Below are 24,403 nucleotides of genomic sequence, written 5' to 3'. Positions count from 1 at the left end.
CGGCCTTTATAACACAGGTCCATTTATACCTACTCATTTATTTGGCAGTCATTTGCCCTACTAAGAACTCAACAAAATCAGTTGATTTGTTCTTATCTTCATCTTCTCCAAACACCCCAATGATCATCTTCCGTGAATGAATTGGAAGGTCTGTAGCAAATTTCGTATCTGTGATATCTACGCCTGTGATCCATTCTTCACCGTTCTCCGTATTTTTTATACGTTTCAAACGAATATCATCTAGAGGAAGTCCCGCTGATTTAACAAACGGCTCTAGATTCTTAAGTCCCTGCTGTTGTCCAATCCAATCAAAAGTAGCATCATCCAAAATAAGAATATTCGGACGATCCGCCGCCAACATCGCCATCGCGCGCTGGATATAAGTCATATCTAACGCGCCTCCACCTTCTCCACCTGTTGAGGGAAGGTATACGACTTCCGTCTTTACCCGCTTCCAAGCTGGATAACGATTGACGATCTCTTGTTTAAGCTCTTCATCCTTACCTGATGGATCTTGAGATTCATAGTTTCCTAGGAACATGATAGTTACATCCACTGGCGGGAGAGAAGCTTCATATTTTTTGGCTTGATATTGATTATAAAGAGCGTTACCTCCAAAGATTAGCACTAACAGCACAACGATAGATACAAATGTATGGACTTTGTATAGCCTAAAAAAATTCTCCGATTTACGCGCTATGCCGGAAAATGCTCCCCATTTCTCTAGCCGCTTGTCCTCTGCCTCCTGAATTTCCTGCTGATCTAAGCCGTCTAAGATCGTTTTGTAAGCCAGAAATTCTTCTTCATAGGCTGCAGCCTCAGTTTCTGAGGAATTTGATTTACGGCGTTTCAAGTGCAAATCAAACTTTTTATTCAGTTCCTCCCGGGTAATGTCTACAGGCAAGTCCAAACGTTCGTATGCCTCTTTTAACTTCTCATTCAAATTGATGACTCCTTCCTGATGCTTAACTAGATATCTTATCGAAAATTTGGTTCTATGTATTGATTTCAGGTGAACATACTAATTATGCAAGAGAATGAGCGAATTCGTGAAATAAACAACATATGAACTCAATTAAACTATATCATGGAGTGCTAGACGCTAACAAGTAAGCGTTTATCATAAGTCCAAGAGGCGACTCTATCTCTCTAGTCCAAACCATGCAGCTGTTTAAATTGCTCTGGACTCATTCCAGTCAACCGCTTAAACACTAGACAAAAGTAGCTGGCATTTTCGAAGCCCACTAACTGAGCAATTTCATACATTTTTTTATCTCGTTCATTGAACATTAGCTGTTTACTCAAGTTTATACGTTGCTTGTTGATATAGGTTACAGGTCGATCATGAATTGTTTTTTGAAAAAGCCTGCATAAATACTGTGGCGACACTGCAATAACCTCCGCAAGTTCCTTTAATGGGAGGGTCCTATGAAGGTTCCTTTCTATATGTCGCAACACCGGTTTAATTCGCTCCAATTCAAGAGCCTCGTTTAGAGGAGAAACTAGGTTGCTTTTTAAATCCAGCAGCAGCGCGTATAGTTGTTTGGATCGTTCCAGATTCGTTTCCAGTTCATTACTATCTGACAAGTTGAGCATGTCTTTTAAAGGATTTAGCCACTTATCCTCCTTCAACCTTGCAGGGCCTGATTCGCGGATTCCTGCGTACAGCAGCATTTGACCGGCTTCTCTACCATTGAATGAAATCCATGACAGCTTCCACTTACTGCTGATTGGGGCATACGAATGCGTAATATTCGGGAACAAAAAGAATACATCCCCTGAACCCACAATATATCGCTTCTCCTGAATGACAAGTTCGCCTTTGCCTTCGTGAATATGATGTATTTGATAATCTGGAAATCCGGTAGGACGTAAGGTTTCTGCCTGATGCTCCCAAAATCCAATGGTTGTAGCATACAGCGGCAGCATATTCGTATCTTCCGTTTGGCAAAAGATTATTTTACTCTCCATCTGATCACTCGTTTCATATTTTGTTATACTGGATGAAAAATCTTTTATATCTCTTACCATTACTCCAATTTATAATATGAATATAATAACATCACTATTATAAAGGAGATTTACTCATGCGAGCAAAATTTGTTTACCAGCCTCCTGCAAACGGTTATCCAGAATGGAATAATAATCCGGAAATCTTCGAACTAAATCGCTTGGATGCACATGCTTCCATGATCCCTTATAGCAATCTAACGCAAGCCCTGGTGGGAGATAAAGAAACCTCGCCATACTACAAAACGCTTAATGGTATTTGGAAGTTCTCTTTTTCCGAAACACCTGATCTACGGGTCGTGGATTTCTATAAAGCTGATTTCGATTCCAGCAATTGGGCTACGATTCCTGTACCTTCGCACTGGCAATTCCATGGGTATGATTACCCGCAATATACGAATGTCCGATATCCTTGGGCGGAATCTGAACCTGATCTCAAGCCCCCCTTTGCTCCGACAAAATATAATCCCGTAGGCTCGTACATCCGAACCTTTACTGTACCTGAATCTTGGAACGGTCAGCCTGTATACCTTAGCTTTCAGGGGGTTGAATCCGCTTTCTATGTATGGGTAAACGGAGAACGGGTCGGTTACTGTGAAGACACCTTTACACCTTCCGAGTTCGATATTACCCCTTATTTAATTGCTGGTGATAATAAACTAGCTGTCGAGGTCTATCGTTGGTGTGATGCCAGTTGGCTGGAGGATCAAGATTTTTGGCGGCTTAGCGGTATTTTTCGGGAGGTCTATCTGTACACGGCCCCTTCCGTTCATGTTGCTGATTTTTTCGTTAAAACCGAGCTAGATGAAGCTTTCGTACATGCGGATTTAAACGTAGACATCAAAGTAGAGAATTATTTTAACGAGAAACTAAACCCTTATACACTCCATATGCAGCTATACAATAAAGAGGATCAACCTCTATGGGAGTCACCAGTATCTACAGTCACTTCCATTGATCAAGAGGGCGTTCAGCATTTCAAGCTTTCTGAGCATGTAGAAGATCCTTATAAGTGGAGTGCTGAGACACCGTATCTGTATACATTGGTTCTCTCCATGATTGACGATAAAGGAAACACTACTGAAACGGTCAGCTGTAAGGTCGGATTCCGTACCTTTGAGATCAAAGACGGACTTATGAAGATCAACGGCAAAAGAATCGTACTTAAAGGCGTTAACCGGCACGAGTTCTCTTGTGACACAGGACGTGCGCTATCCAAAGACGACATGATCCGAGATATCAAACTGATGAAAACACATAATATTAATGCGGTTCGGACCTCTCACTACCCGAATCAGTCTGTTTGGTATGAGCTTTGTGATGAATACGGACTTTACGTAATCGATGAAACCAATCTGGAAACGCACGGTACTTGGCAGTATGGGCAACAAGGTATACATGAGGGAAATGTACCTGCTAGCAAACCGGAATGGCGGGCCAATGTGATTGACCGTTGCAACTCCATGATGCAAAGAGACAAGAACCATCCTTCGGTTATCATCTGGTCACTGGGGAATGAGTCCTACGGTGGTGATAATTTTATCGCCATGCATGACTATCTCAGAGAAGCTGACCCAACACGACCTGTTCATTATGAAGGGATCTTCCATTGCAGAGAATCAGAAGCAGCTAGTGATATAGAGTCGACTATGTATGCTAAACCGCACGATGTTGAAAAATATGCGCTAAGTCATCCTCAGAAGCCTTACATCATCTGCGAATACAGCCATGCTATGGGGAATTCTTGCGGTGGATTACACCTATACACCGATATGTTTGACAAGTACGATGTATTTCAAGGTGCTTTTATTTGGGATTGGGTGGATCAGGCCATCCGAACCAAAACATCCGAAGGTGTCTCATATTTAGCATATGGAGGTGACTTTGGTGAGTCGCCACATGATGGAAACTTTAGCGGAAACGGATTACTTTTTGCCGATCGTTCGGTTACTCCAAAGCTATTTAAGGTCAAAAAATGCTATCAAAATATTAAAGTAACTGCTTTAAATATCCGTGAAGGTCTCTTTCAGATTCGTAATAACTTTTTATTTACCGACATTGAACAATACGAACTTAAATGGGAAGTTGCTTTAGACGGAGTAACTGCGCAAGAAGGTTTGCTGCAAATCTCTGCTGCACCAGGAGAAATCGTTGAATGCACTATCCCTTATGAACTGATTTCACATAGAGGTGATCATGAAGCTATTCTGAATCTCTCCTTTATTCAGCGTTCAGAAACTTCTTGGGCTGATGCTGACCACGAAATCGCTTGGGAACAGTTCATTCTGTCCCCGCGTATCGTGACAAAGGCTCCAAAGACAACGGATGGAACGTTACATGTGCAGGAACATGAAGGTGCATTGACCGTACAGGGTGGGAATTTCACTCTAAACTTTAATACAACAACTGGTGAGCTAAACTCATACCATGCTGCCGGTAAAGAACATCTGCTTGAGCCCGTAAGACCTAACTTCTGGAGAGCGGTCACGGATAATGATCTTGGCAATGGATTGCCAAAGCGCTGTGCAGTGTGGAAGCAGGCTTCTAATGAGCGGAATCTGTTGAGCATGGTATATAGAACTGAAGGAAATCTCTGTTTCGTTTCCACCACTTACCTTCTGCCAACGAATCCGTATTCCACCCTTCTTGTTCAGTATGAGATTCGCCCTGACGGATCTTTAGAGATCCTGCAAGAACTGAATCCGGGTAGTAACGATCTACCAGAAATTCCTGAGTTCGGAATGATGTTCGTGCTTGCTGGAAGACTCGATACCCTTACATGGTACGGCCGCGGACCCCATGAGAATTATTGGGATAGACAGACTGGAGCACCACTTGGCCGCTATACGGGCAAAGTCAGTGACCAGTTCACCCCTTATCTTAGACCGCAGGAGTGCGGCAATAAGACGGATGTCAGATTTGCTTCGATTACAGATGGCAACGACGGATCAGGACTTTATTTTGATAGTGCAATCCCTATGGAGATTAATGCTCTGCCTTGGAAACCCGAGGAATTGGAAGCACATGATCACGTATATAAATTGCCAGTCTCGAACAAAAGCGTACTGAGAGTCAACTACAAGCAAATGGGAGTTGGGGGTGACGATAGCTGGGGTGCACCAACCCACGAAGAGTTCACTCTACCGGCTAATCGCCCATATGCATTCCGTTTCACCCTTTCTCTTCTCTAATTTCATCTATTAAAAAAGGCCGTCTCTGGTTGGTTTCTACCAAACAAGACGGCCTTGTTCTATTTATTTCAGCACTACTGTTCCTTGTCTGAATTCCGAAGGACTCAGTCCAACATTTTTTTTGAACTGTTTGGAGAAATAATAAAGATCACTAAAACCGAGATCATGGGCAATCTCACCGACAGAACGTTGCGTGCTCCTCAATAGCTCCTTGGCCTTAGTTATCTTTTTTCTGGTTATATACTGAATGGGTGGAACTCCGATTTGCTGTTTAAATAGCCGGATAAAATAGTTGGGATGCATGTACGCAATCTCTGCAAGCTCATGTATGGTGATATTACGCTCGATATGAGCGTCTATGTAAGTTAATATTTTCATTAATTTTTCGATCGAGCTTGGATTCTTAAAGGTGATTTCGTCTACATCTATGTTCATAATAAAATAAGAAAATAACTCCATTAACTTACTTTTGGCTAACAAATGAGCATACACCTTATCAGATTTCATATGACTCGTTAGGCTGCTGAATATCTCTTGGATTACATGAGGATCTACTTCTCTACATGAGTGATTTAACTCTAACATATTGAATAGATTTATATCTCCGACTTTTGCACTGAAATGGCACCAATACTTCTCAAAGGGTTGATCACTTATGCAAGAATAAGATTGCTTAGCTCCCTCAGGCATTAAAAAAAGCTGACCAGGCTTCGGATAATATTCCTGATCTCCGATCTTTAACCAACCCTCCCCCGCGCAAATAAAATAAAATTTACTATAATCAGGTGTATAGTCGAGATCTCTCCAGTCACGCCCACAAAGATTGTAATCAGCCATAAATAAATCAACCTTCAAATTGGATAAATAATTTGTAAGCAAAACATGGTTATCCATCCCTTACTCCGCCTTATCAAGTTAGTTTTGTACATCTAAAAGTTAATGTCCTACATTTTGTTTCCTACATCTAATCACTACAATGAAGGTAAGAAATAAGCCTTTGAAAGGATGAGCACAACATGATGGATAAAAGCAAGTATTTAAAAGTGATCGACGATACCATTTCAAATGGAAGATTCAAAGACGATTGGGATTCACTAAGTCAATTTCAAGTACCGACGTGGTATGAGAAAGCCAAGTTTGGCATTTTCATTCATTGGGGTCTTTATTCGATTCCGGCCTTCGCTAGTGAATGGTATTCCCGAAACATGTATATACAGGGATCAAACGAATATGAGCATCACATTGCTACTTATGGTGAACATAAAGATTTTGGCTATAAAGATTTCATCCCCTTGTTCAAGACTGAGCAGTTCAACGCTGAGGAATGGGCTAATCTCTTCAAATTATCTGGTGCCAAATACGTGATGCCTGTAGCAGAGCATCATGACGGCTTTCAAATGTATAAAAGCGAATATTCCCATTATAACACATATGAGATGGGCCCTAAACGGGATTTCATACGTGAAATGAAGACTGCTTTCGAGCAGCAAGAGTTAGAGTTTTGTGTGTCTTCCCATAGAGCAGAGCACTGGTTCTTCCTATCACATGGAAAGGAATTTGATTCCGATATTCAAGAACCGCTTGTATGCGGAGATTTCTATTGGCCATCTATGCCCGAGCCCGATCATCAAGATTTATTCGGCTCTCCGCCGAATCAAGAATTTCTGGAGGATTGGTTAATTCGCTGCTGTGAGCTGGTGGACAATTATCAGCCGAAGGTCTTTTACTTTGATTGGTGGATTCATACAGCTGCCTTCAAACCCTATCTCAAAAAGTTCGCCGCTTATTATTACAATAAGGGAGATGAATGGGGGACTCCGGTTGCAATCAATTATAAGCATGATGCATTTATGTTCGGCTCAGCTGTACCAGATATTGAAAGAGGACTTTTCTCCGAGCTTAAGCCTTATTTCTGGCAGACGGATACAGCTGTAGCCAAAAATTCATGGTGTTATACAGCGGATAATGATTATAAGTCTGCCATGGAGATCATCAGAGATTTAGTAGATATCGTAAGTAAAAACGGCAATCTCCTGCTCAATATAGGACCTAAGGCAGACGGAAGCATCCCCGCTCAGGATCGGGAGATTCTTCTTACCATTGGTGATTGGCTAAAAGTAAATGGTGAAGCGATCTATGATACGACCTACTGGCGCACCTTCGGTGAAGGCCCTACTAAGATCATCGAAGGTCAGTTTACGGATGGAACCACAAAGATTTTCACTAGTGAAGATATCCGTTTTACAGTTAAAGGAAGTTGTCTTTATGCAACCGTTCTTGTATATCCAGAGAATGGGATCGTTCATATCCAATCTCTTAAAGAAAAGTCCACCCACTTCCATGGGATAATAAAAGATATCCATATCTTAGGATTTGATGAACGGCCTACTTGGGAAAGAACAGATGAGGCATTAACCATTTATACGTCCACTGTCCACAGTGAGGCTCCGGTTGTTTTACGGATTGAGTTAGATTAAGATAAAAAAGTTTTCTCAGCAGTCCTAATGTAGTTACTCTACATTAGGACTTTTTTGAGCCACGTCAGAACAATAGGCTTGTACAAATCAAATAGCCTTAATGTGTTTTGTCCATTGAGTAAAAGGAGACTTTAATTTATGATAGTTTTCGTCGAGAATGATTATCATTATTGGTGATCGCTACATATTTTAGGGAGGCAATATTATATGAATAAGGTAAGACAACCGTTCGCCGTATTATGTGTACTCTTTCTGATGACCACATTACTACTCGCCTGCGGAAACTCAGGAGAACAACCAGCCAAGAACAATGCGTCGAACGCAGCCGGAAATAATACTTCAGCTACCACTGTACCTTCTCCAGAAACATCCGACAAGGGCACTAATGAAACTGCGGCAACTACTCGCTCCTACACGGATTACATAGGCCATACCGTAGAAATACCTGTTAACCCGAAGCGCGTGATTTATTCAGGAGAAACCTATGGTGATCTACTCGCACTTGGTGTGCAAGCGGTAGGATATCCACTTTCCATGGGTGAGGGTCAGGTTTTTGAAGATCAGCTACAAGGTGTCGAAGATGTAGGGTTCCCTATCAATCTGGAAAAGACGCTGGAACTTCAGCCTGATTTGATTATCTATGCAGGAACTGATGAAGCTGATTTCGAGCAGCTGTCCAAAATCGCACCCACGATAATATTTGATACCTTTGCCCCACTAAATGAACGGATGCTTGATATTGGTGGAATTCTTGGGAAAACGACCGAAGCAGAGGCATGGCTGGCTAAGTATAAAACGAGTGAAGATGCCATGTGGGAACAATTAAAGGCAGCGGGCATAAAAGAAGGAGAAACAGCTACGGTCTTTACTTATTATCCTGGTGACAGACTATTTGTTATGGCGACGACCGGACTTTCGCAAGTCCTTTATGGAGAGAATGGCTTCAAGCCAACCCCAGCGATTCAGAAGGTTCTCGATGAAGGCATGGGATTTCAGGAAGTATCCATGGAAGTGCTTAAAGAATATGCCGGAGATCGGATTTTCATTCTAACTCCTGTGGCCGATGAAGCCAAGCAATCCACAGCTACGCTATTAAAGAGTCCGATCTGGAAAGGTCTCCCTGCCGTCAAGAACGGATATGTCTATACACAAGATATTATGAAGACTTCAAGTGATGCAACAACAAGAGAATGGCTGCTCGGTGAACTCCCACAGCTTTTGAATATGAAATAATTTTCACCTTCATGAAGCGTTTGGCACTTAGCTGATAGAAAACTGCAAGAAGCATGTCAACAGCTGTTGATATGCTTCTTTATTTTATATACAATGAATTAATTGATAATGATTCTCACCAAATGAACGGAGGCTTCCTCTTGCTGCAAACATTACCCGTCGCTGCACCGCTCCGCTCGTTGCTGTTTCAGCTGACTGATGCGGAACTAAATATTCAACCGGCAGGCTCTTGCGCTAAGACTCTTACAACTCACTTTTATAGACTTCTAATATTCACTGGCGGAAGTGGACAGCTGATCCTTAGCGATCAAACCATAACACTGACTACAGATACATGTTATCTCCTATCTCCTGGAACTTCCTATAGCACGGACAATCAAGAGACGACTCTTTATTATTATCTCATCACTTTTACAGCAATTAATAACGCCGAGTTTCCCGAATATTATTCAGAGGAACTCCTTCCAGGTAGGCAGGAGCTAATTGTCCACCCGTTCACTAGGGTAATCCGCCTTGCTGAAGATCTGCTTATGAGCAAAAAAAATGCCGATGATGTGCATTTTTTTAAGCGCCAATTAAAATTCCAAGAATTGCTGCTCTTACTCTTTGAGCATAATTATCCTTCCGAGCAGGTGCCAAGTCCCGCGGATTCCGTGGAAAAGACCATCCAATATATGCAAGATCACTATACGGAGAGTATCACCGTGAAGCAACTGGCAGAGCTCGCAGGGATAACATTGTGGCAATATACTCCAATCTTTCAAAAGCTTACCGGAAAAAGACCGCTCGATTACCTGACCGAACTGCGCATTAACCATTCGAAGCGTTTCCTTCTGGAATCCGCTGAACCGCTGCGTGAGATTGCTCGTCTGGTTGGCTTCTCCGATGAATATTATTTTAGTCGCCGGTTTCGTCAAAAGACTGGAATTACACCCGGACAATATGCGCATCAGCAAGGTCGGAAGCTTACTGTGAAAGACTGGACTGGCCATGAGGTGAATATTCCGGAGCGTCCAAAGCGCATTGTCTACCATGGTGAGACGCTTGGCGATCTGCTCGCATTAGGTATAAAGCCTATCGGAGGAGATGAAGTCTTTGCATGGAACAGAGTCTATAAACATCGACTTAAAAAGCTCTCTAACGTTGGCTTTCCTCTGGATCCGAAGCTTACCGCTTCATTAAATCCTGACCTAATTATTATAGCTAATTCAGATGATAAGGCCTATCGAGCAGTCGTCGACATCGCCCCGACACTTACCTTTGATTCATTTGCTCCACTTGAACACCGTATGCGGACACTTGGAAGCTGGTTGGGGAAGCAGCACGAAGCAGAAGTATGGCTGGATTCATTCGCAGCAAAAAATGCTGCCATGTGGCAGCAGCTTTATATGAATACTCTTCGACCTGGAGAAACAGCTTCTGCATTGATTTATGACCATGGAAATCATCTATATGCTATGGGAATGTCCGGTTTGTCTACTGCTCTCTATGCCCCTAACGGTTTACAGCCCACAGATGAGATCAAAGCGATTCTCGATGGAGAGTTAGGATTTGCAGAGGTCGATCCAGCAAGGCTGCCTTTCTACGCCGGAGATCATATCTTTATGCTTATTCCGGAACGTCAAGACTCGCGAGTTGCTATGGAGAAACTACTAGACAGCTCACTATGGAAGAATATACCCGCTGTACGTAAGGGGCAAGCTTATCTGCTTGACGGAAGCAAATGGAACTATGGAGATGCTTTAACACGTGAAAAGCTTCTAACCCTGTTGCCTAAGCTGCTTGGAGGAGGTTAATCAATCAGCTCTTTTAATAAAAATCCTGATCATGATGCTCAGAAGACTCAAGTGAAATAGAAGTCCCACCATAAAGTATGCAAGCACAATAAAACCACTAGAAGCTTCTATAACAAAAAATAACTTAGCAGGCCAATAGGTAGGAATCCACGCCCCGATAAATTGCCATGGTGATGGAACAAAATAAGCTACGATTGGTCCTACTATAAACAGACCACCGATCTTTGATAAAGCTAATCCTTCTACCTTATTTGCAGCGAAAGAAGCTAGGAATAATGCAAAACAAGGGGCTTCAAATGCTAGTAGTATAAGGATGTATATATGCTCTAATTGGAAGCTAGATAAGCCGGAGACTATAAAAAATAGCGATGAAAGAAATGTACAGAGAAGAGATGGAAGAACTAGACGATACACCATGTACCCTCTGCGCATTAATGGTGTAACCGCGTAATAAGAGATGACATTCTCATCTCTTTCATCAAGCATTAAAAGACCTGTCATCATACCGGTTAGCATGGGAAAGGTCATGACTAAGAAAATCGCAGCAAAGCTACTATATTTATATAAATCGAAAGCATAACCGTTCGTAAGCCAATCGGCTATCATTGGAAATCCAAATCTTGAGACGACTAGAAGTGCTAAAGGAGCAAAGATGCCGACCATGAGCACTGGGTCCAAACCAGTATGCCGGATATCGCTTATAAAAAGCATACGATACTTCTTCATTTTCTTGCTCCTCCCTTACCTATGCGCATCATTACATGATTTTCGAAGGACATTTTTGCCCATACGTATATCACAACATTCCATAGCAGTAATATCGATATGGAGTAGATGTAATTGCCAAATGACATAGCCGAGGTTCCCGAACTCAACAAGCGAAGTGTTCCTTCCGTAGGAAGCCATAAAAAAAGTTTGGAGTTCCACACCTTAAAATAACCAAGCAATGGAAGTATAAAAGGCAATGCGAATACTTGTGATAGTAGAATGAAACCATTAATTGTCTGGCAACGAGCCACAACTCCAATCGACAATAGCGTCATAAAGCTTGACGTTAGAATGATTCCAGTAGAAAAGCCAAACGGGGATTGCGGAATCCCGCTTGCTATTACATGAATAACCCAAGCGGCTAACAGGGAGAGTACAGATAATGAGCCTGCTTTTGAAAGCAAATATTCCCTAACACGAATCGGAGTAACAAATAAAGGATCATGGATGCCCTGGTCTCTTTCCAGCAGCACAATCCCCCCTGCGAGAATAAGCCCCAAAGCACTCGGATCGCTAAAGGTCAATAACAACATCGTTTGTTCTCGATAATGATCAGGAATAAGATGCAGCAATACCAAATAAAACGCACAGATAATGACGTAGATCCAATAAAACCCATGCCGCCATTGAAACCGGATGTCAAAGGCAAACGCAGATCTGAATCTCATGTTAACTGCCTCCCAGTTACGTCAATAAATATTTGTTCCAAAGACGCCTCCTGCGAATGAATGGTTTCTATTGGATGTTCACGAACAAGCTTTAAGAAATATTCGTTCTCCCCTATATCATCAAGTGAGAATTCCTCATTTCTAACTTCATTATGATGGCGGTATTCTAGCCGCACTCGTTTTTTTCCATTTAGAAGCTTAAGCTCCCGAGGAGAATCAATCAACTTAATCTGACCGTCTACAATAAAAGCGACCCTGTCGCAGAGCTCCTCCGCGGCTTGCATATTATGTGTTGTAATAATTACAGTTGTCCCATTTGCCTTTTTTTCCAGGATTAAATCCTTCATTCGTTTCGCATTAACAGGGTCGAGCCCGGAAGTGGGTTCATCCAGAAATAGAATTTGTGGGTTATTTAAGAGTGCTCTACAGAAATTCAGCCGCATCTTCATCCCCTTCGATAACTGGGAGACCTTCAAATTTGCAGCTTCAGTGAGATTTACTTGCTCCAGGAGAAACCTCGGTTCCGCTGTTCTCCCTGAATACAGAGAGCGAAATAGCTGCAAATTTTCCAGCGCAGTAAACTTCGAATAGAAATTTGGAAACTCAAAAGCTACCCCTATTCGCTCAAAATACTCCGGTCCGGTATTTCTTATTTCCTTGCCCATTACGTTAACGCTGCCGAGATAATTTTTTAAGACTCCAATTAGTATTTTTTGTGTTGTGCTTTTACCCGCTCCCGAAGGACCGAGAAAACCAAACACTTCTCCTTGAGGTATGGAAAAGTTAAGTCCACTAAGGGTTGGCTCTTTTATTTTTGGGTAGGTAAAATGAAGCTCCTTCACTTCGATCATTTCATACTCCCCCAGTCATATTATCTTTCAAAGAAGTCATCCCCTCAGCCAGAACCCCTATCAAAAGCTCTATAGTTGCCTGATAGCGTTCATCACCGATCTCTTCCTTATGCAAAGACAGAAGGACTACAGAGCGAATCATGCTTACGATTAATTCCGGGTCAATCCCAACCATGATACCTTCGGCTTGCCATGATTGAATGAAAGGAATAAAAAAGTCTTTATCCTCTGTAAAATTTTGTTCCAACAACTCATTAGGTAACTTTCTTAATAGCTGCTCCATTTCGCTTCTTACGAACATCTGGCGGACGATCGGACTCTCTTCCATCATGCGGAAAGATTTCAGTAAAAATAATCTGATTTCTTCCTTATTTACAGGCACGCCTACGCTAAATGAATCGAACATTGTACTACGAATTCGTTGTTCCTCTTCAAGCAATATGTGATAGAACAATTCCTCTTTCGATCCAAAGAACATGTAAAACGAACCTTGCGCAATCCCGGCAGCTTTTGTTAATTCTTCAACACTAGTTTTTTTAATGCCATGTACTTCAAAACAGCGGCGACCTTCTGTCAACAATTTATGTTTAATCCATTCTCTTTCTTGTTCTGTGAATTTCTTAGGCATACATCTCAACTCGCTTTTATGGTTTTATGAATAATTTTATTTTATATTCACAAGTTAACCCACCAACCATATTTTGTCAATCTTTTTTCTCTGTGAGGTACAATTAGTACTTTCCTGTGCAACACCACCAAAATCCTCCCCCAAATTAGCTTGAAAAATCTATGCTATAATCATGCAGTAACACGAAATGGACTAATGGGTGGGAATACAAAAATGAAATTGGAACGTTTGATTTCTATGATCTACAAGCTGTTGAACCACGAAGTTTTATCTGCCTCCAAGCTGGCTGAAGAGTTTCAGGTTTCCCAGAGAACTATCTATAGGGATATCGATGTCATTTGTGCCGCAGGCATCCCGGTCGTATCGTATCAGGGAACTAAAGGCGGATATGGCATCATGGACGGATATAAAATGGATAAAAGCCTGCTCCGTTCTTATGATGTCACTTCTTTGATTACCGTGCTGAACAGTCTCTCTTCCGTGTTTGAAGACGAACAAGCGCAAGGAACCATTGAACGGCTGCAAACGATTGGAACAGAACAACAGACTTCTAGTCTAGCGGTGGATTTTGAAACTCGTCGTATGGATCCCGATGCACTTTCTCTTTTACGTACGGCTATTACGGAACGAAATATTGTCCGTTTTGATTACATCAATGTAAAAAACGAACGCACAACCCGTAATATGGAACCAGTAAAGCTTCATTTTAAATATAGCAACTGGTATATCTATGGTTATTGCCAGGAACGACAGGATTATCGAGAGTTCCGGCTATCCCGGATGATGAATTTGCTTCTGACACAGAATACCTTTCATTCCCAACATGAGGTACCCATAGAGGCCGGTTGTTCAAACAGGGCCGATCAGGTTGAGGAAGTCGTGATCCGGGTGGGACCTGAGGCTTTGGCAGAAGCGCTGGATCAATTTCACCAGGTAGATAAGGAATTTCATACCGATGAGAGCATGACGATGCGAATTCCTGTGTATAAACCATTGGAAGCCCGCTGGCTATGGTCAATTCTACTAAGTTTCGGCAGCGGCGCTGAAGTCCTCGAACCTCTTGCACTGCGAGGTATCTTAAAAAAGCAGCTGCAAAATACCCTAAATCTTTATGAAGAAGTATGACAGTCTGCTGTCATACTTCTTCTTTTATATTAACAACAGCTACAAAATAATCTATCACAACTCAAAAGGAGATCATACAATGACCAATCATCCAGTAGAAATGTTTAATTACCACATTTGGGCGAACCAAACGATCTTGGGAAGAATCAAGGAACTCTCTCCCTCTGTGCTAAATCAAGAAGTGAATAGCTCTTTTCCCACCATCGCTCATGCCCTTAGCCATATCTATGCGGTGGATACGATGTGGTATCTGGTTTTAACAGGCACTGGTATGCCTGAGGCTTTTCAAAAAAGCATCCCGCTAAATATGAGCATTCTAGATTCGGTTGATGAATACGCTAATCTTTTTGCCCAGCTATCTGAACAATACAAAGAATGGATACAAAACCAACCCGATTTGGAGCAGACTATTCTACTTGATAACCCATTCGCTGGAATCCGGCAAACACGCCTATCAGAAATTGTGCTGCATGCCGCCAATCACGGGACTTATCATAGAGGTAATATATCAACTATGTTACGCCAGTTAGGACACGCTTCCACCATGAATGACTATTCCCTTTTTTGGTATCAGATGCCTGCGGAAGCTATTTAATTTATGCAGATTGAAAATCTAATTACAGTGAAATCGAGAGAACATTTAAGAGCTTGGCTTCAGGAAAATTGTAAGACTGAAAAATCTTGTTGGGTACTCGTAAGTATGACGCCAAACCCAGAAACATTGCTATATTTGGATGTGGTTGAGGAATGTTTGTGCTTTGGATGGATCGATGGAGTGAAAAAGAAAGTTTCTGAAACGGAGCTGGCGCAGCGACTGTCTCCCAGAAGCAAACGAAGCTCTTGGACAGAATTAAATAAAGAACGTGTCCGCCGCCTCGATAAACTGGGGTTAATGAGTGACGAAGGAAGAAAGGTACTTCCCGATATGAATCTCGCTTCTTTTAAAGTCGATAGGGTTATAGAACAAAGGCTAAAAGAGGAACAGCAGATATATGAGAATTTCTTAGCCTTTCCCGCTCTTTATAAAAGAGTCAGGATCGACACGATACAAAGTAATAAACATCAACCAGAATTATTTAAGAGTAAATTAGATAAATTTATAACAAACACTAAAGAAAATAAAATGTATGGTCAATGGCATGATCATGGACGCCTTCTAGATTATTAAGCTGCTAGATCATTAGATTGCTTTGTAACTCTTGCAGATTGATTAAAAAGATGAGAAACCCAGTCATTCTCATGACCTTGGGTTTCTCTTTTTGTATTTAAATATGAAAAAATAGCATAATGAACGACCACCAGCTTACTTGAGCTCAGCGTTCAGCCTCTCAATCAACTCTAGCAATTGCAGCGGCTCACTAACTGTATACGTCGGACGCTCAGACTCATCTGCCGGCTCATGGGAATAACGGGGCGTCCAGCTCTGAAAAATGCTGGTGATGCCTAGCGCATTGGCCCCTTTCATGTCACGGCTAAGATTGTTGCCAATCATAACGGTACGGGAGAAATCCGCTTCAGACAAATCAAGCGCACCAATAGCTGCCTTGAACATGCGCGGGCTTGGCTTGACTGCTTTGATATTCTCGGAAATAATCATGGCGCTGAAATAATCGTTTAGTCCATGCTGCTTAAATACATTTTTGAAGGATTGCGCATCACCGTCTGCAACCAGAGCAAGCGTGTATCCTCTCTCATGCAAGGTTTGAATCGTGATATCTGCTCCCGGAATCAGATCCGCACTCCGTACGATTCCTTCTTCATCCCTAATTTCAGTCGATTCATCAACAATGGTATCTCCGCTGTCAAAAAAGATAATTAACCTTTTCTCGTCCATGTTCTCAATAACCGTCCTCTTTATTTAATGGGTGAGTTGCAATGATAGAGAGATGGATTGTAGTCATTGCATCCTCCCTTCACATAAGTTAAGCGCTTAACCTAATGTTACTATGACGACAGCAATAAATTCAATTCATTTTTCTTGGAGGTTTAGATGCTTCGTCTTCTGCCGCTCAATGCTAGGGTTGGTGAATACGCCGGAACACACAAAGAATTGCCCCGAAGCCATGAATTCTATGGCTTCGGGGCACTCTCTTTTTTCCAAATGGATATCTGATTTAAAGTGGATTAAAGCCCTCAGCCAGAATCCGTTTCAAGAACATCCCTGTATAAGATTCCTGTACTTCAGCGACCTGCTCCGGTGTGCCTTCAGCTACAAGCTTACCTCCAACTGTGCCCCCTTCAGGGCCAATGTCGATCACCCAGTCAGACTCCCGAATCAGTTCTAAGCTGTGCTCCACAACAACAACCGTATTTCCCGTATCTACCAATTTGCTCAATAAGGTATGAAGTTGCTTGATGTCTGACGGATGTAGACCTGTCGTTGGTTCATCCAGCAAATAGAGCGTATGATTTTTAGATGGCTTGCTCAGCTCTTTGGCCAGCCTGATCCGCTGTCCCTCGCCGCCTGATAAGGTTTTGACAGATTGTCCCCATTTAAGGTATCCAAGACCCACCTCACACAACGTCTCAATAATACCGGCCATTTTGGCCTCCGACTTAAGAATCGGCAAGCTTTCCTGTATAGACATGTCCAACAGATCTGAGATAGAGAAGCCATCATACTTCACCTGTAAGACCTCATCCGTAAACCGTCTTCCTTTGCAGGCGTGACACTTTACTTCTAGATCAGGCAGAAAGTTCATGTCTACGGACAATACACCAAGTCCCTGACAGGTTTCGCACCGTCCCCCCGGTGTGTTAAAAGAGAAATGCTTGGAGGTCAGTTTTCTTTTCTTCGCCTCTGGCAAAGCCGCAAATAACTGACGCAGATGTGTAAATACATCGGTATAGGTCGCTACATTAGAACGCTGCATTCTACCCATGGGTGATTGGTCAAAGATCACAATGCTCCCGACTTCACCTAAACCCGTAATCTCCTTACAGCCTGTTTGTTCATGACCATTAGAGCTTCCTTGCGCAAGGATATCAAATATAAGCGTGGACTTACCCGAACCCGAAACCCCTGTTACAGATACAAGACAACCAAGTGGAATGGAGACTTCTTGAATATCAATATTCCGGTACTGTGCCTGCCGGATAGTGATCTGCTTTCCGTTCCCTTTTCGGCGAATACGTGTGGGAACTTCGAGACGCTCTTCTCTGAGATAAGCTCCTGTAACCGAAAGCTCGCTTGCCATCAAATCTTCTAAACTACCTTCACCAACAACGATTCCACCATGCAATCCAGCACCTGGACCCATATCAATAATATGATCCGCAGCACGCATCATCTCAATATCATGTTCAATAACGAGCACAGTATTCCCAAGATCACGCAGCTCCTGAAGCACACGAATAAGGCCAACTGTATCCCGAGGATGTAGTCCCGTCGTCGGTTCATCCAGAATGTATAACACACCGGTCAACCCTGAACCCAGCAGTGATGCTAGACGCAGGCGCTGTGCTTCCCCGCCAGATAAAGAGACTGTCTGCCGGTTCATGGAAAGATAACCTAGGCCAACATCGATAATCCGCTTTAGTCTAGTAGGCATATCATGAAGGATCGGTTCAAGTAGATGTAGACCTTCGGCAGGCAGTGCCGCCTCCAGTCCTTTCGTCCACTCATATACCTCACTAAGCGACCAGTCGGATACATCTATGATCGATGCGTCAGCTACTCGAACTAGACGAACTTCTTTTTTCAGGCGAGCTCCTAGGCATTCCGGGCATTGCTGCTCATGAAAAAATCCGCCATCTTTCTCCTGCGTACCAGCCTCCCCTTCCTTCTTCTTATACCGCCGCCACAAACCGGGTATAACACCTTCAAACTTCGTCCCTTGGATTGGCTTAATATTAGGGAAATGGCGTTTAAAAGCTTCACTCTCCACACCGTAGTAGAGCAAATCACGCTGAATCTCACCGTAATCCTTCAACGGTTGATCCGGGTCAAACACAAATCCGAAATGTTTTCCCGCCGCTACTAATATCCGCATCTGTATATCCCGATGAACGCCATTCAGAGAAGCTACTCCCCCCTCTTTCATGCTAAGCTCTGGATTAAATACCGCTGCTTCATTTATAGTCGCCACAGACCCAAGTCCACCACAAGCTTCACAAGCCCCTTCCGGCTTATTGAAGGAAAAATGTGACATGCCAAGTTTCTCAAGCTCAGCTCCGCAATGCGGACAGCCCATCGACTGACCTTCCATTTCCTCGTCTTCTTCTATTAGTAGCCCCCTCGCTTCAAAAGAAGGTGGTATGCTACCATTGCAAGAAGGGCAAATCCGCTCCCCTAATCTAGAAAAAATAAACCTGACAAAGGTATAGATGTCAGTTACAGTCCCTACTGTCGAGCGTGGATTACGATTCGTAACATGCTGTCCAACGCTAATGGATGGAGACAGTCCAACAATGGACTCGACCTTTGGTTTACTGATCGTATCTGAAGTCATGCCCATGGAATCTAAATACTGTCTTTGGCATTCCCGCTGAAGTGTATCCATAGCTAACGTCGATTTTCCTGATCCCGAAGGTCCCGTCAGAACAACAAGCTTATACTTAGGAATCGTGAGCGAGACATTCTTCAGATTGTTCTCTCGTGCACCTTTAATAACAATAGCTTCTTTCACCATGATTCCCCTCTCAATTAAAGCAATCACACCTAGATATATCTCTTATCCATAACCATTTACGAATGCTGTCATACTACTTTTTTTGCAAAAGTATGCTTAATTCGATAGAATGTATTTGTAAAATAACACATTTTAAAATAACTTCATAATCAAATATCTTGATTAACGAGATATAAAGATTTTAAAAGGGGCGTTATCCTTTGTCAAGCCATGAACAAGCACAACCTACACCAGAGCAAGAACAATTTACCTTACTCATGCGTGGTCTGGGAACCCGAACGGTGGTATACCAGCAAAACGTAGCCGCCTCTCTTGGGTTATACAATAATGATTTTTTGTCTGTGGATATCCTGCGTGAAAAAGGCCCCATTACCGCTGGAGAGCTGTCCAAACTAACTGGACTTGCCACAGGTAGCGTTACTGCATTAATAGATCGTCTCGAAAAAAACGGATACGTTCGCAGACAAAATGACCCTAATGATCGCCGTAAAGTAATTATTGTCCCGTTGTATGAAAATAAAGAAGATGTCATTGACACGTACATGCCACTTCATACCGCTATGGTTAAATTGGCTGCTTCCTATACGGATGAAGAACTGGCCCTCATTTCACAATTTTTAGGCAAAGCCAGCACCGTTCTAGACGAGCAGATTGATCATATCAGTTCCCCAACGCGTAGTAAGTCTTCTTCTTGACTCAAATGCTAAAAACAACAAACCCCGCTTATTGCATATAACATGCATAAAGCGGGGTTTGTTGTTCATGTTCCGAATTTACGGACTGGAAAGACTGTATAGCAGTCAAGCACTTATGAGCGTAGGCTTAAAGCATCATTTAAAAGACGATAATCAAAGCAAGATTGTTCGGATACAGAAGATTCACTAAAAAGAAAGAGGTCGATGCGATTGCTCGCATAGGCCTCTTCTTTTTGTGAAGCATCACTTCATTATCTCACGCGATACTGCTCAAACAGCGTTGGTATAATCTCCGTTGATGCACCCGGCATTTGAGGTAGTATGTAGTGCCCATTAACAACCGTAGCCGGCTCCACAAAAATATGGCGGATCCAAGGAATGTATTCCAGCATGATCGCACCTGGTGTTGCTGCAACCAAATGCTGATGAATTTGCCCCATATCACCAACATGCGGACAAATCGGAATATCGTATGAAGCGGCTAAACCTGCAACCTGTTGCCATTCCGTAATCCCACCAACACGTGTTACATCTACTTGGCAATATTCGAGTGCCCCTTGATGGATATAATCCCGGAATGCATATTTCGTATAGACATGTTCACCTAACGCAATAGGTACATTTAATGCATCGGCCAGTTTCTTATGTCCCATGATGTCATCTGGATTTAAGGGTTCTTCTAACCAGAACAAATCAAACTCCTCTAACTTCTTCCCCCATGTCATCGCTGTATTGATATTCCACTGTTGGTTCACATCGATCATGAAGATGGTTTGATCTCCTATCGCCTTACGAACAGCTTTGCAACGATCATAGTCCTCATGTGAATCTGCTTTACCCACTTTAATTTTGACTCCAGTGAAGCCCTGCTCTACAATTTCAGTAACGTCCTTAATCAAACGTTCTTTGGACCAGTTCAACCAGCCGCCGTTTGTATTATAAGCTTTTATTTGTTTGGATTTATGTCCTCCAAGATACTGCCACAAAGGTTTATTGGAAGCCTTCGCCATAATATCCCAAAGTGCAATATCTACTGCTGCCAACGCCATATGAGTAACTCCCGCTCTACCAATCCAATGCATTTTTCCAAAACGCAGCTCATCCCAAATCTCTTTCACCATAAACGGATCTTTGCCAATTAATAAAGGAGCGTAATAACGATCAATCGTATCAACGATCATATCATCACCATGTGCACAAGTTCCTGTATACCCATACCCCACAAAACCCTCATCTGTAAAAATCCGAACGCCTGCAAGTCCCCAATGCGTAGCAACATTAATTGCATCCGTTATTGGTGGTGTAATCGGTACGTGTAAGACGAAGCTTTCTACGTTAGTAATTTTCATATTTTTCATCTCCCTAGCTTTAAATGAAATGAATACTCAATCCAAATGGAAAACCTCATCCATACTCGCCCACCATTCACCCTCTAATGCAGACTTCACAGGATACTGACAAGGATCTGTTAAACTCCACCATTCTTGTGTACGAGGATCTTCAGCCATGATGGCCAAATCAGCCGTATAGTCATCCCCTGTATATTCAAAATAACTGAACAAGTAGCCGTCTCTATAAAAAATGGAATAGTTCTTAATGTTGCATTTCCTTAATCTATCCAACACTTCTGGCCATACAGATGCATGTAACGATTTGTATTCTTCTAGCTTCTCATCCTTGACATGAATAACACTCCCATATCGAGTCATTCCGCCCCTCCCTTTCCAATAACTCATTAATAACCTAAGGCTGCTCCACCATCAACAGGGAGCGCTACACCCGTAACAAATCCGGATAAATCACTCGCTAAATACAACACGGCTCTAGCTATCTCTTCCGTTGAAGCACATCTTCCCAATGGATGCATATCGATCAAATCTTGTACTGTAGTTGCCGGATTGGGCTGTTGACCGATCCACTCTTCTAATAAAGGCGTCATTACACCTGCTGGACATATGCAATTGACACGAACTCCATCGTTCGCATAATCCAACGCTAATGCTTTAGTCATTGCAATAATTGCGCCTTTTGAAGCCGAGTATACCGGATTTTGCTTTTGGCCTACCATTCCGCTTAATGAAGCCATATTCACGATGCAGCCACGGTTTTCTCTAATCGAAGGAATGCAGAATTTAATCATCAAATAGACACTCTTCAAATTGATATCCAAGGTACGAGTCCATTCTGTTTCAGAAATATCCTCCAAGCACTTCGGCAATACAACAGCTGCGTTATTGAATAGAATGTCAATCTTGCCAAACTTATTTAGGACCCATTCTACCAATTGTTTAACCTCTAGCTCCGATGAAACATCTGTTTTCACAGCATAAGCAACAGAATCCCCACAATGAACTGAATGAATTTCCTCGACTACTCTTTTAGCTTCAGCTTCATTCCAGTCCGCAATGACCACCTTAGCACCCTCACTGGCAAATAATTTGGCAGTCGCTTCGCCAATCCCGGAGCCACCGCCTGTAACAATAACGACTTTCCCTTGTAATTGCATAGGCTACACTCCAGTTTCAATAAAATGTGATGTCTCCAATTGATAAAAGCGGATCGCATTATTGCCAAAAACATCGTCTAATTCTTGCTCTGTAAGCGCTTCAGGTAAATTGTTTAACAAAATGCTTACTGTTTGATCATAGCTTGCTGCAAGCAGGCACACTGGCCAGTCACTACCGAATATGACTCGGTTTAGTCCAAATGCATGTATGACGTGTTTGATATAAAAGTTAAAGTCAGATTCTACCCAGGTCGCCATATTTGCTTCGGTAACCATACCTGAAAGCTTGCAATACATTTGCGGATATTGCGCGACCTCCGTAACCCACTCTTGCCAAGGTGAGGATTCTTGCTGGGAAATTTGTGGCTTACCTATATGGTCAATGACCGCATGTAAATTTGGCACAAGCTTGAGCAATTTCAATACGGCTGGAAATTGTGCAGCATGGATCAATAAATCAACAGGGAATCCCATCGTCTCTAACCATTTTAAATGATGAATAACATGAGGACGTTGCAAATATTCATCAGCATCAATACTTTGAAGCATCAATCGGAGGCCAATAAAATGAGGATATTTATGCAAAAGTTCAAAGGTTTCCGCAAAATTGTCCTGCTCTAAATCCAACCAGCCCACAACACCAGCTATTGAATCATGGGTCTCGCATAAACTTAGTAGAAATTCAGTTTCTTCAACAGTAGCCGCTGCTTGAACAACAATAGTTTTCGTGATTCCATGTCGTAATAATGATTCTGTCAGGTCATCAGGCATAAAATCTCGATATAGTAATGGAACTTCTGGTGTAGGCCATCCGTAATCTCCTCGACTTAATTGCCAATAATGCTGATGCGCATCAATTCTCATGCTTTCACCTCACAAATTGAGTACATTGTCAGTCTTCCTTAACGAGCCGGTTCGTCAGCTTGCCGAGCTTCTCAATCTCAATCGTGACTATATCACCATCCTTCAGGTAAATCTGCTGATCTACCGGATAACCGAGGACGACGCCTTCTGGTGTTCCAGTCAGAATGATGTCTCCAGGAACAAGCGTCATATGTTGCGAAATATAACTTACGATCTCATCGCATTGGAAAATCATATCTGACGTATTGGAGTGCTGGCGGATTTCTCCGTTGACTGTACATTTAATCTCTAAATCATTCGGGTTTTCGATTTCATCCGCTGTAACTAGATAAGGTCCAAGAGGAGAGAATTTATCACATGACTTGCCTAACAGCCATTGCTGAGTCCTTAGCTGCAAGTCCCGTGCAGATAAATCATTTACGTTGCAATAACCAAATACGTGGTTAAGCGCGTCCTCTTTCGTAACGTACTTAGCTGATTTACCGATAACGATAACAAGCTCTGCTTCGTAATCAACTTTTTTCGTCACTCTTGGAAGGGGAATATCGTCGCCATGTCCCGTCAACGTGTTATTGAATTTATTGAACAATATCGGGAACTCAGGAATTGCTGCGTTCGTTTCCACCGCATGCTTGCGATAGTTAAGACCGACGCAGATGATTTTATTTGGATGAGTCACGCATGGACCGAGCGTCAACTTCGCTTCATCTAATAGGTATGAACAGTCTTCTCCAGCCATATCCAGTGCTTGAGTTGTGAATTGATCCAACCTCGAAGCCGCTGCCTCACCACCGTCAATGACTTCGTGAACGGTCATAGGTACGGAATATCCATGCTGTGTAGGCAAATCTATTAAAGCGCTTGCAACATCCAGTATCCCTTTTTCTGTTACGACCCCCAATTGGTAATCACCATTGTTAACGAATGTTAATAACTTCATTATTAATTCCCCTTCCTTTT

At 42.5% G+C, this 24,403-nt stretch carries 22 protein-coding genes; 8 read left to right on the top strand and 14 right to left on the bottom strand.

Features of this window, described 5'->3' with window-relative positions; genetic code table 11:
- Nucleotides 1–37 precede the first annotated feature (37 nt).
- Both NST34_RS11065 and NST34_RS11060 read right to left on the bottom strand, forming a co-directional pair.
- Complete coding sequence (locus NST34_RS11065; RefSeq protein WP_042187039.1) at nucleotides 38–943, bottom strand: hypothetical protein; 906 nt, start codon at nucleotides 941–943, stop codon at nucleotides 38–40.
- A 206-nt stretch (nucleotides 944–1,149) separates the two neighbouring features.
- Entirely contained in the window at nucleotides 1,150–1,971 is an 822-nt protein-coding gene (locus NST34_RS11060) for an AraC family transcriptional regulator (protein ID WP_341060412.1), read from the bottom strand.
- 116 nt (nucleotides 1,972–2,087) lie between these two features.
- Here NST34_RS11060 and NST34_RS11055 point away from each other — a divergent pair, with 116 nt between their 5' ends.
- The gene (locus tag NST34_RS11055) at nucleotides 2,088–5,201 is read left to right on the top strand and encodes a glycoside hydrolase family 2 TIM barrel-domain containing protein (RefSeq protein WP_341127778.1); all 3,114 of its coding nucleotides are present in this window, start codon (nucleotides 2,088–2,090) and stop codon (nucleotides 5,199–5,201) included.
- 63 nt (nucleotides 5,202–5,264) lie between these two features.
- Here the strand turns inward: NST34_RS11055 and NST34_RS11050 are convergent, their stop codons facing one another.
- Nucleotides 5,265–6,095 carry an AraC family transcriptional regulator gene (locus tag NST34_RS11050; protein WP_341127777.1) on the bottom strand — a complete coding sequence of 277 codons (831 nt, stop codon included), beginning with the start codon at nucleotides 6,093–6,095 and terminating at the stop codon, nucleotides 5,265–5,267.
- A gap of 122 nt (nucleotides 6,096–6,217) precedes the next feature.
- Between NST34_RS11050 and NST34_RS11045 the strand changes: the two genes are divergently transcribed.
- From NST34_RS11045 to NST34_RS11035, 3 genes are all read left to right on the top strand, one after another.
- Nucleotides 6,218–7,678: an alpha-L-fucosidase gene (locus NST34_RS11045; protein WP_341127776.1), complete on the top strand. Its 1,461-nt coding sequence runs from the start codon at nucleotides 6,218–6,220 to the stop codon at nucleotides 7,676–7,678.
- A 207-nt stretch (nucleotides 7,679–7,885) separates the two neighbouring features.
- Nucleotides 7,886–8,911, top strand: coding sequence for an ABC transporter substrate-binding protein (locus NST34_RS11040; protein ID WP_341127775.1), 1,026 nt, complete (start codon nucleotides 7,886–7,888; stop codon nucleotides 8,909–8,911).
- 53 nt (nucleotides 8,912–8,964) lie between these two features.
- Nucleotides 8,965–10,707 (top strand): AraC family transcriptional regulator, encoded by a 1,743-nt coding sequence (locus tag NST34_RS11035; protein WP_341127774.1) that lies wholly within the window; start codon nucleotides 8,965–8,967, stop codon nucleotides 10,705–10,707.
- Here the strand turns inward: NST34_RS11035 and NST34_RS11030 are convergent, their stop codons facing one another.
- From NST34_RS11030 to NST34_RS11015, 4 genes are read right to left on the bottom strand one after another with little or no spacing between them, the layout of a single operon-like run.
- Complete coding sequence (locus NST34_RS11030) at nucleotides 10,708–11,433, bottom strand: hypothetical protein (protein ID WP_341127773.1); 726 nt, start codon at nucleotides 11,431–11,433, stop codon at nucleotides 10,708–10,710.
- Nucleotides 11,430–12,143, bottom strand: a complete 714-nt coding sequence (locus NST34_RS11025; protein ID WP_076283068.1) for a fluoroquinolone export ABC transporter permease subunit — start codon at nucleotides 12,141–12,143, stop codon at nucleotides 11,430–11,432. Before NST34_RS11025 ends, NST34_RS11030 begins: the two co-directional genes overlap by 4 nt.
- Nucleotides 12,140–12,994, bottom strand: a complete 855-nt coding sequence (locus tag NST34_RS11020; protein WP_042187029.1) for an ABC transporter ATP-binding protein — start codon at nucleotides 12,992–12,994, stop codon at nucleotides 12,140–12,142. Before NST34_RS11020 ends, NST34_RS11025 begins: the two co-directional genes overlap by 4 nt.
- A 1-nt stretch (nucleotide 12,995) precedes the next feature.
- Complete coding sequence (locus NST34_RS11015) at nucleotides 12,996–13,622, bottom strand: TetR/AcrR family transcriptional regulator (RefSeq protein ID WP_339802619.1); 627 nt, start codon at nucleotides 13,620–13,622, stop codon at nucleotides 12,996–12,998.
- Between the two features lie 213 nt (nucleotides 13,623–13,835).
- Here NST34_RS11015 and NST34_RS11010 point away from each other — a divergent pair, with 213 nt between their 5' ends.
- From NST34_RS11010 to NST34_RS11000, 3 genes are all read left to right on the top strand, one after another.
- Entirely contained in the window at nucleotides 13,836–14,747 is a 912-nt protein-coding gene (locus NST34_RS11010) for a helix-turn-helix transcriptional regulator (protein WP_339270400.1), read from the top strand.
- A 79-nt stretch (nucleotides 14,748–14,826) separates the two neighbouring features.
- Nucleotides 14,827–15,342, top strand: a complete 516-nt coding sequence (locus tag NST34_RS11005) for a DinB family protein (RefSeq protein WP_341127772.1) — start codon at nucleotides 14,827–14,829, stop codon at nucleotides 15,340–15,342.
- Between the two features lie 3 nt (nucleotides 15,343–15,345).
- Nucleotides 15,346–15,915, top strand: a complete 570-nt coding sequence (locus NST34_RS11000; protein ID WP_341127771.1) for a YdeI/OmpD-associated family protein — start codon at nucleotides 15,346–15,348, stop codon at nucleotides 15,913–15,915.
- A gap of 135 nt (nucleotides 15,916–16,050) precedes the next feature.
- Here the strand turns inward: NST34_RS11000 and NST34_RS10995 are convergent, their stop codons facing one another.
- Both NST34_RS10995 and uvrA read right to left on the bottom strand, forming a co-directional pair.
- The gene (locus tag NST34_RS10995) at nucleotides 16,051–16,581 is read right to left on the bottom strand and encodes an HAD family hydrolase (RefSeq protein WP_076283074.1); all 531 of its coding nucleotides are present in this window, start codon (nucleotides 16,579–16,581) and stop codon (nucleotides 16,051–16,053) included.
- A 280-nt stretch (nucleotides 16,582–16,861) separates the two neighbouring features.
- Nucleotides 16,862–19,375, bottom strand: a complete 2,514-nt coding sequence (uvrA, locus tag NST34_RS10990) for an excinuclease ABC subunit UvrA (RefSeq protein ID WP_341129531.1) — start codon at nucleotides 19,373–19,375, stop codon at nucleotides 16,862–16,864.
- Nucleotides 19,376–19,635: 260 nt separating this feature from the next.
- On the opposite strand from uvrA, the gene NST34_RS10985 reads away from it, so the two are divergent.
- The gene (locus NST34_RS10985; RefSeq protein ID WP_076283391.1) at nucleotides 19,636–20,073 is read left to right on the top strand and encodes a MarR family transcriptional regulator; all 438 of its coding nucleotides are present in this window, start codon (nucleotides 19,636–19,638) and stop codon (nucleotides 20,071–20,073) included.
- Nucleotides 20,074–20,324: 251 nt separating this feature from the next.
- On the opposite strand, the gene NST34_RS10980 is transcribed toward NST34_RS10985, so the two are convergent.
- From NST34_RS10980 to NST34_RS10960, 5 genes are read right to left on the bottom strand one after another with little or no spacing between them, the layout of a single operon-like run.
- Nucleotides 20,325–21,422 (bottom strand): mandelate racemase/muconate lactonizing enzyme family protein, encoded by a 1,098-nt coding sequence (locus NST34_RS10980; RefSeq protein WP_076283076.1) that lies wholly within the window; start codon nucleotides 21,420–21,422, stop codon nucleotides 20,325–20,327.
- A 36-nt stretch (nucleotides 21,423–21,458) separates the two neighbouring features.
- Nucleotides 21,459–21,782 (bottom strand): L-rhamnose mutarotase, encoded by a 324-nt coding sequence (locus NST34_RS10975; protein ID WP_341127770.1) that lies wholly within the window; start codon nucleotides 21,780–21,782, stop codon nucleotides 21,459–21,461.
- 26 nt (nucleotides 21,783–21,808) lie between these two features.
- The gene (locus tag NST34_RS10970; protein ID WP_341127769.1) at nucleotides 21,809–22,579 is read right to left on the bottom strand and encodes an SDR family NAD(P)-dependent oxidoreductase; all 771 of its coding nucleotides are present in this window, start codon (nucleotides 22,577–22,579) and stop codon (nucleotides 21,809–21,811) included.
- 3 nt (nucleotides 22,580–22,582) lie between these two features.
- Nucleotides 22,583–23,443 carry an amidohydrolase family protein gene (locus NST34_RS10965; protein WP_341127768.1) on the bottom strand — a complete coding sequence of 287 codons (861 nt, stop codon included), beginning with the start codon at nucleotides 23,441–23,443 and terminating at the stop codon, nucleotides 22,583–22,585.
- Between the two features lie 28 nt (nucleotides 23,444–23,471).
- Nucleotides 23,472–24,383, bottom strand: a complete 912-nt coding sequence (locus NST34_RS10960; RefSeq protein ID WP_341060386.1) for a fumarylacetoacetate hydrolase family protein — start codon at nucleotides 24,381–24,383, stop codon at nucleotides 23,472–23,474.
- Nucleotides 24,384–24,403 lie beyond the last annotated feature (20 nt).

The sequence above is a fragment of the Paenibacillus sp. FSL H7-0714 genome (assembly GCF_038003765.1).
GTDB lineage: Bacteria > Bacillota > Bacilli > Paenibacillales > Paenibacillaceae > Paenibacillus_AQ.
The sequence above is the reverse complement of the archived record's forward strand: the minus strand, read 5'-3'. Positions and strand labels throughout refer to the sequence as shown.

What these genes read in the sequence shown, in the direction of transcription:
- NST34_RS11060 (WP_341060412.1), bottom strand. Translation starts at nt 1,971, where the DNA reads ATGGAGAGTAAAATAATCTTTTGCCAAACGGAAGATACGAATATGCTG.
- NST34_RS11055 (WP_341127778.1), top strand. Translation starts at nt 2,088, where the DNA reads ATGCGAGCAAAATTTGTTTACCAGCCTCCTGCAAACGGTTATCCAGAA.
- NST34_RS11050 (WP_341127777.1), bottom strand. Translation starts at nt 6,095, where the DNA reads ATGGATAACCATGTTTTGCTTACAAATTATTTATCCAATTTGAAGGTT.
- NST34_RS11045 (WP_341127776.1), top strand. Translation starts at nt 6,218, where the DNA reads ATGATGGATAAAAGCAAGTATTTAAAAGTGATCGACGATACCATTTCA.
- NST34_RS11040 (WP_341127775.1), top strand. Translation starts at nt 7,886, where the DNA reads ATGAATAAGGTAAGACAACCGTTCGCCGTATTATGTGTACTCTTTCTG.
- NST34_RS11035 (WP_341127774.1), top strand. Translation starts at nt 8,965, where the DNA reads ATGTCAACAGCTGTTGATATGCTTCTTTATTTTATATACAATGAATTA.
- NST34_RS11030 (WP_341127773.1), bottom strand. Translation starts at nt 11,433, where the DNA reads ATGAAGAAGTATCGTATGCTTTTTATAAGCGATATCCGGCATACTGGT.
- NST34_RS11025 (WP_076283068.1), bottom strand. Translation starts at nt 12,143, where the DNA reads ATGAGATTCAGATCTGCGTTTGCCTTTGACATCCGGTTTCAATGGCGG.
- NST34_RS11020 (WP_042187029.1), bottom strand. Translation starts at nt 12,994, where the DNA reads ATGATCGAAGTGAAGGAGCTTCATTTTACCTACCCAAAAATAAAAGAG.
- NST34_RS11015 (WP_339802619.1), bottom strand. Translation starts at nt 13,622, where the DNA reads ATGCCTAAGAAATTCACAGAACAAGAAAGAGAATGGATTAAACATAAA.
- NST34_RS11010 (WP_339270400.1), top strand. Translation starts at nt 13,836, where the DNA reads ATGAAATTGGAACGTTTGATTTCTATGATCTACAAGCTGTTGAACCAC.
- NST34_RS11005 (WP_341127772.1), top strand. Translation starts at nt 14,827, where the DNA reads ATGACCAATCATCCAGTAGAAATGTTTAATTACCACATTTGGGCGAAC.
- NST34_RS11000 (WP_341127771.1), top strand. Translation starts at nt 15,346, where the DNA reads ATGCAGATTGAAAATCTAATTACAGTGAAATCGAGAGAACATTTAAGA.
- NST34_RS10995 (WP_076283074.1), bottom strand. Translation starts at nt 16,581, where the DNA reads ATGGACGAGAAAAGGTTAATTATCTTTTTTGACAGCGGAGATACCATT.
- NST34_RS10985 (WP_076283391.1), top strand. Translation starts at nt 19,636, where the DNA reads ATGCGTGGTCTGGGAACCCGAACGGTGGTATACCAGCAAAACGTAGCC.
- NST34_RS10980 (WP_076283076.1), bottom strand. Translation starts at nt 21,422, where the DNA reads ATGAAAATTACTAACGTAGAAAGCTTCGTCTTACACGTACCGATTACA.
- NST34_RS10975 (WP_341127770.1), bottom strand. Translation starts at nt 21,782, where the DNA reads ATGACTCGATATGGGAGTGTTATTCATGTCAAGGATGAGAAGCTAGAA.
- NST34_RS10970 (WP_341127769.1), bottom strand. Translation starts at nt 22,579, where the DNA reads ATGCAATTACAAGGGAAAGTCGTTATTGTTACAGGCGGTGGCTCCGGG.
- NST34_RS10965 (WP_341127768.1), bottom strand. Translation starts at nt 23,443, where the DNA reads ATGAGAATTGATGCGCATCAGCATTATTGGCAATTAAGTCGAGGAGAT.
- NST34_RS10960 (WP_341060386.1), bottom strand. Translation starts at nt 24,383, where the DNA reads ATGAAGTTATTAACATTCGTTAACAATGGTGATTACCAATTGGGGGTC.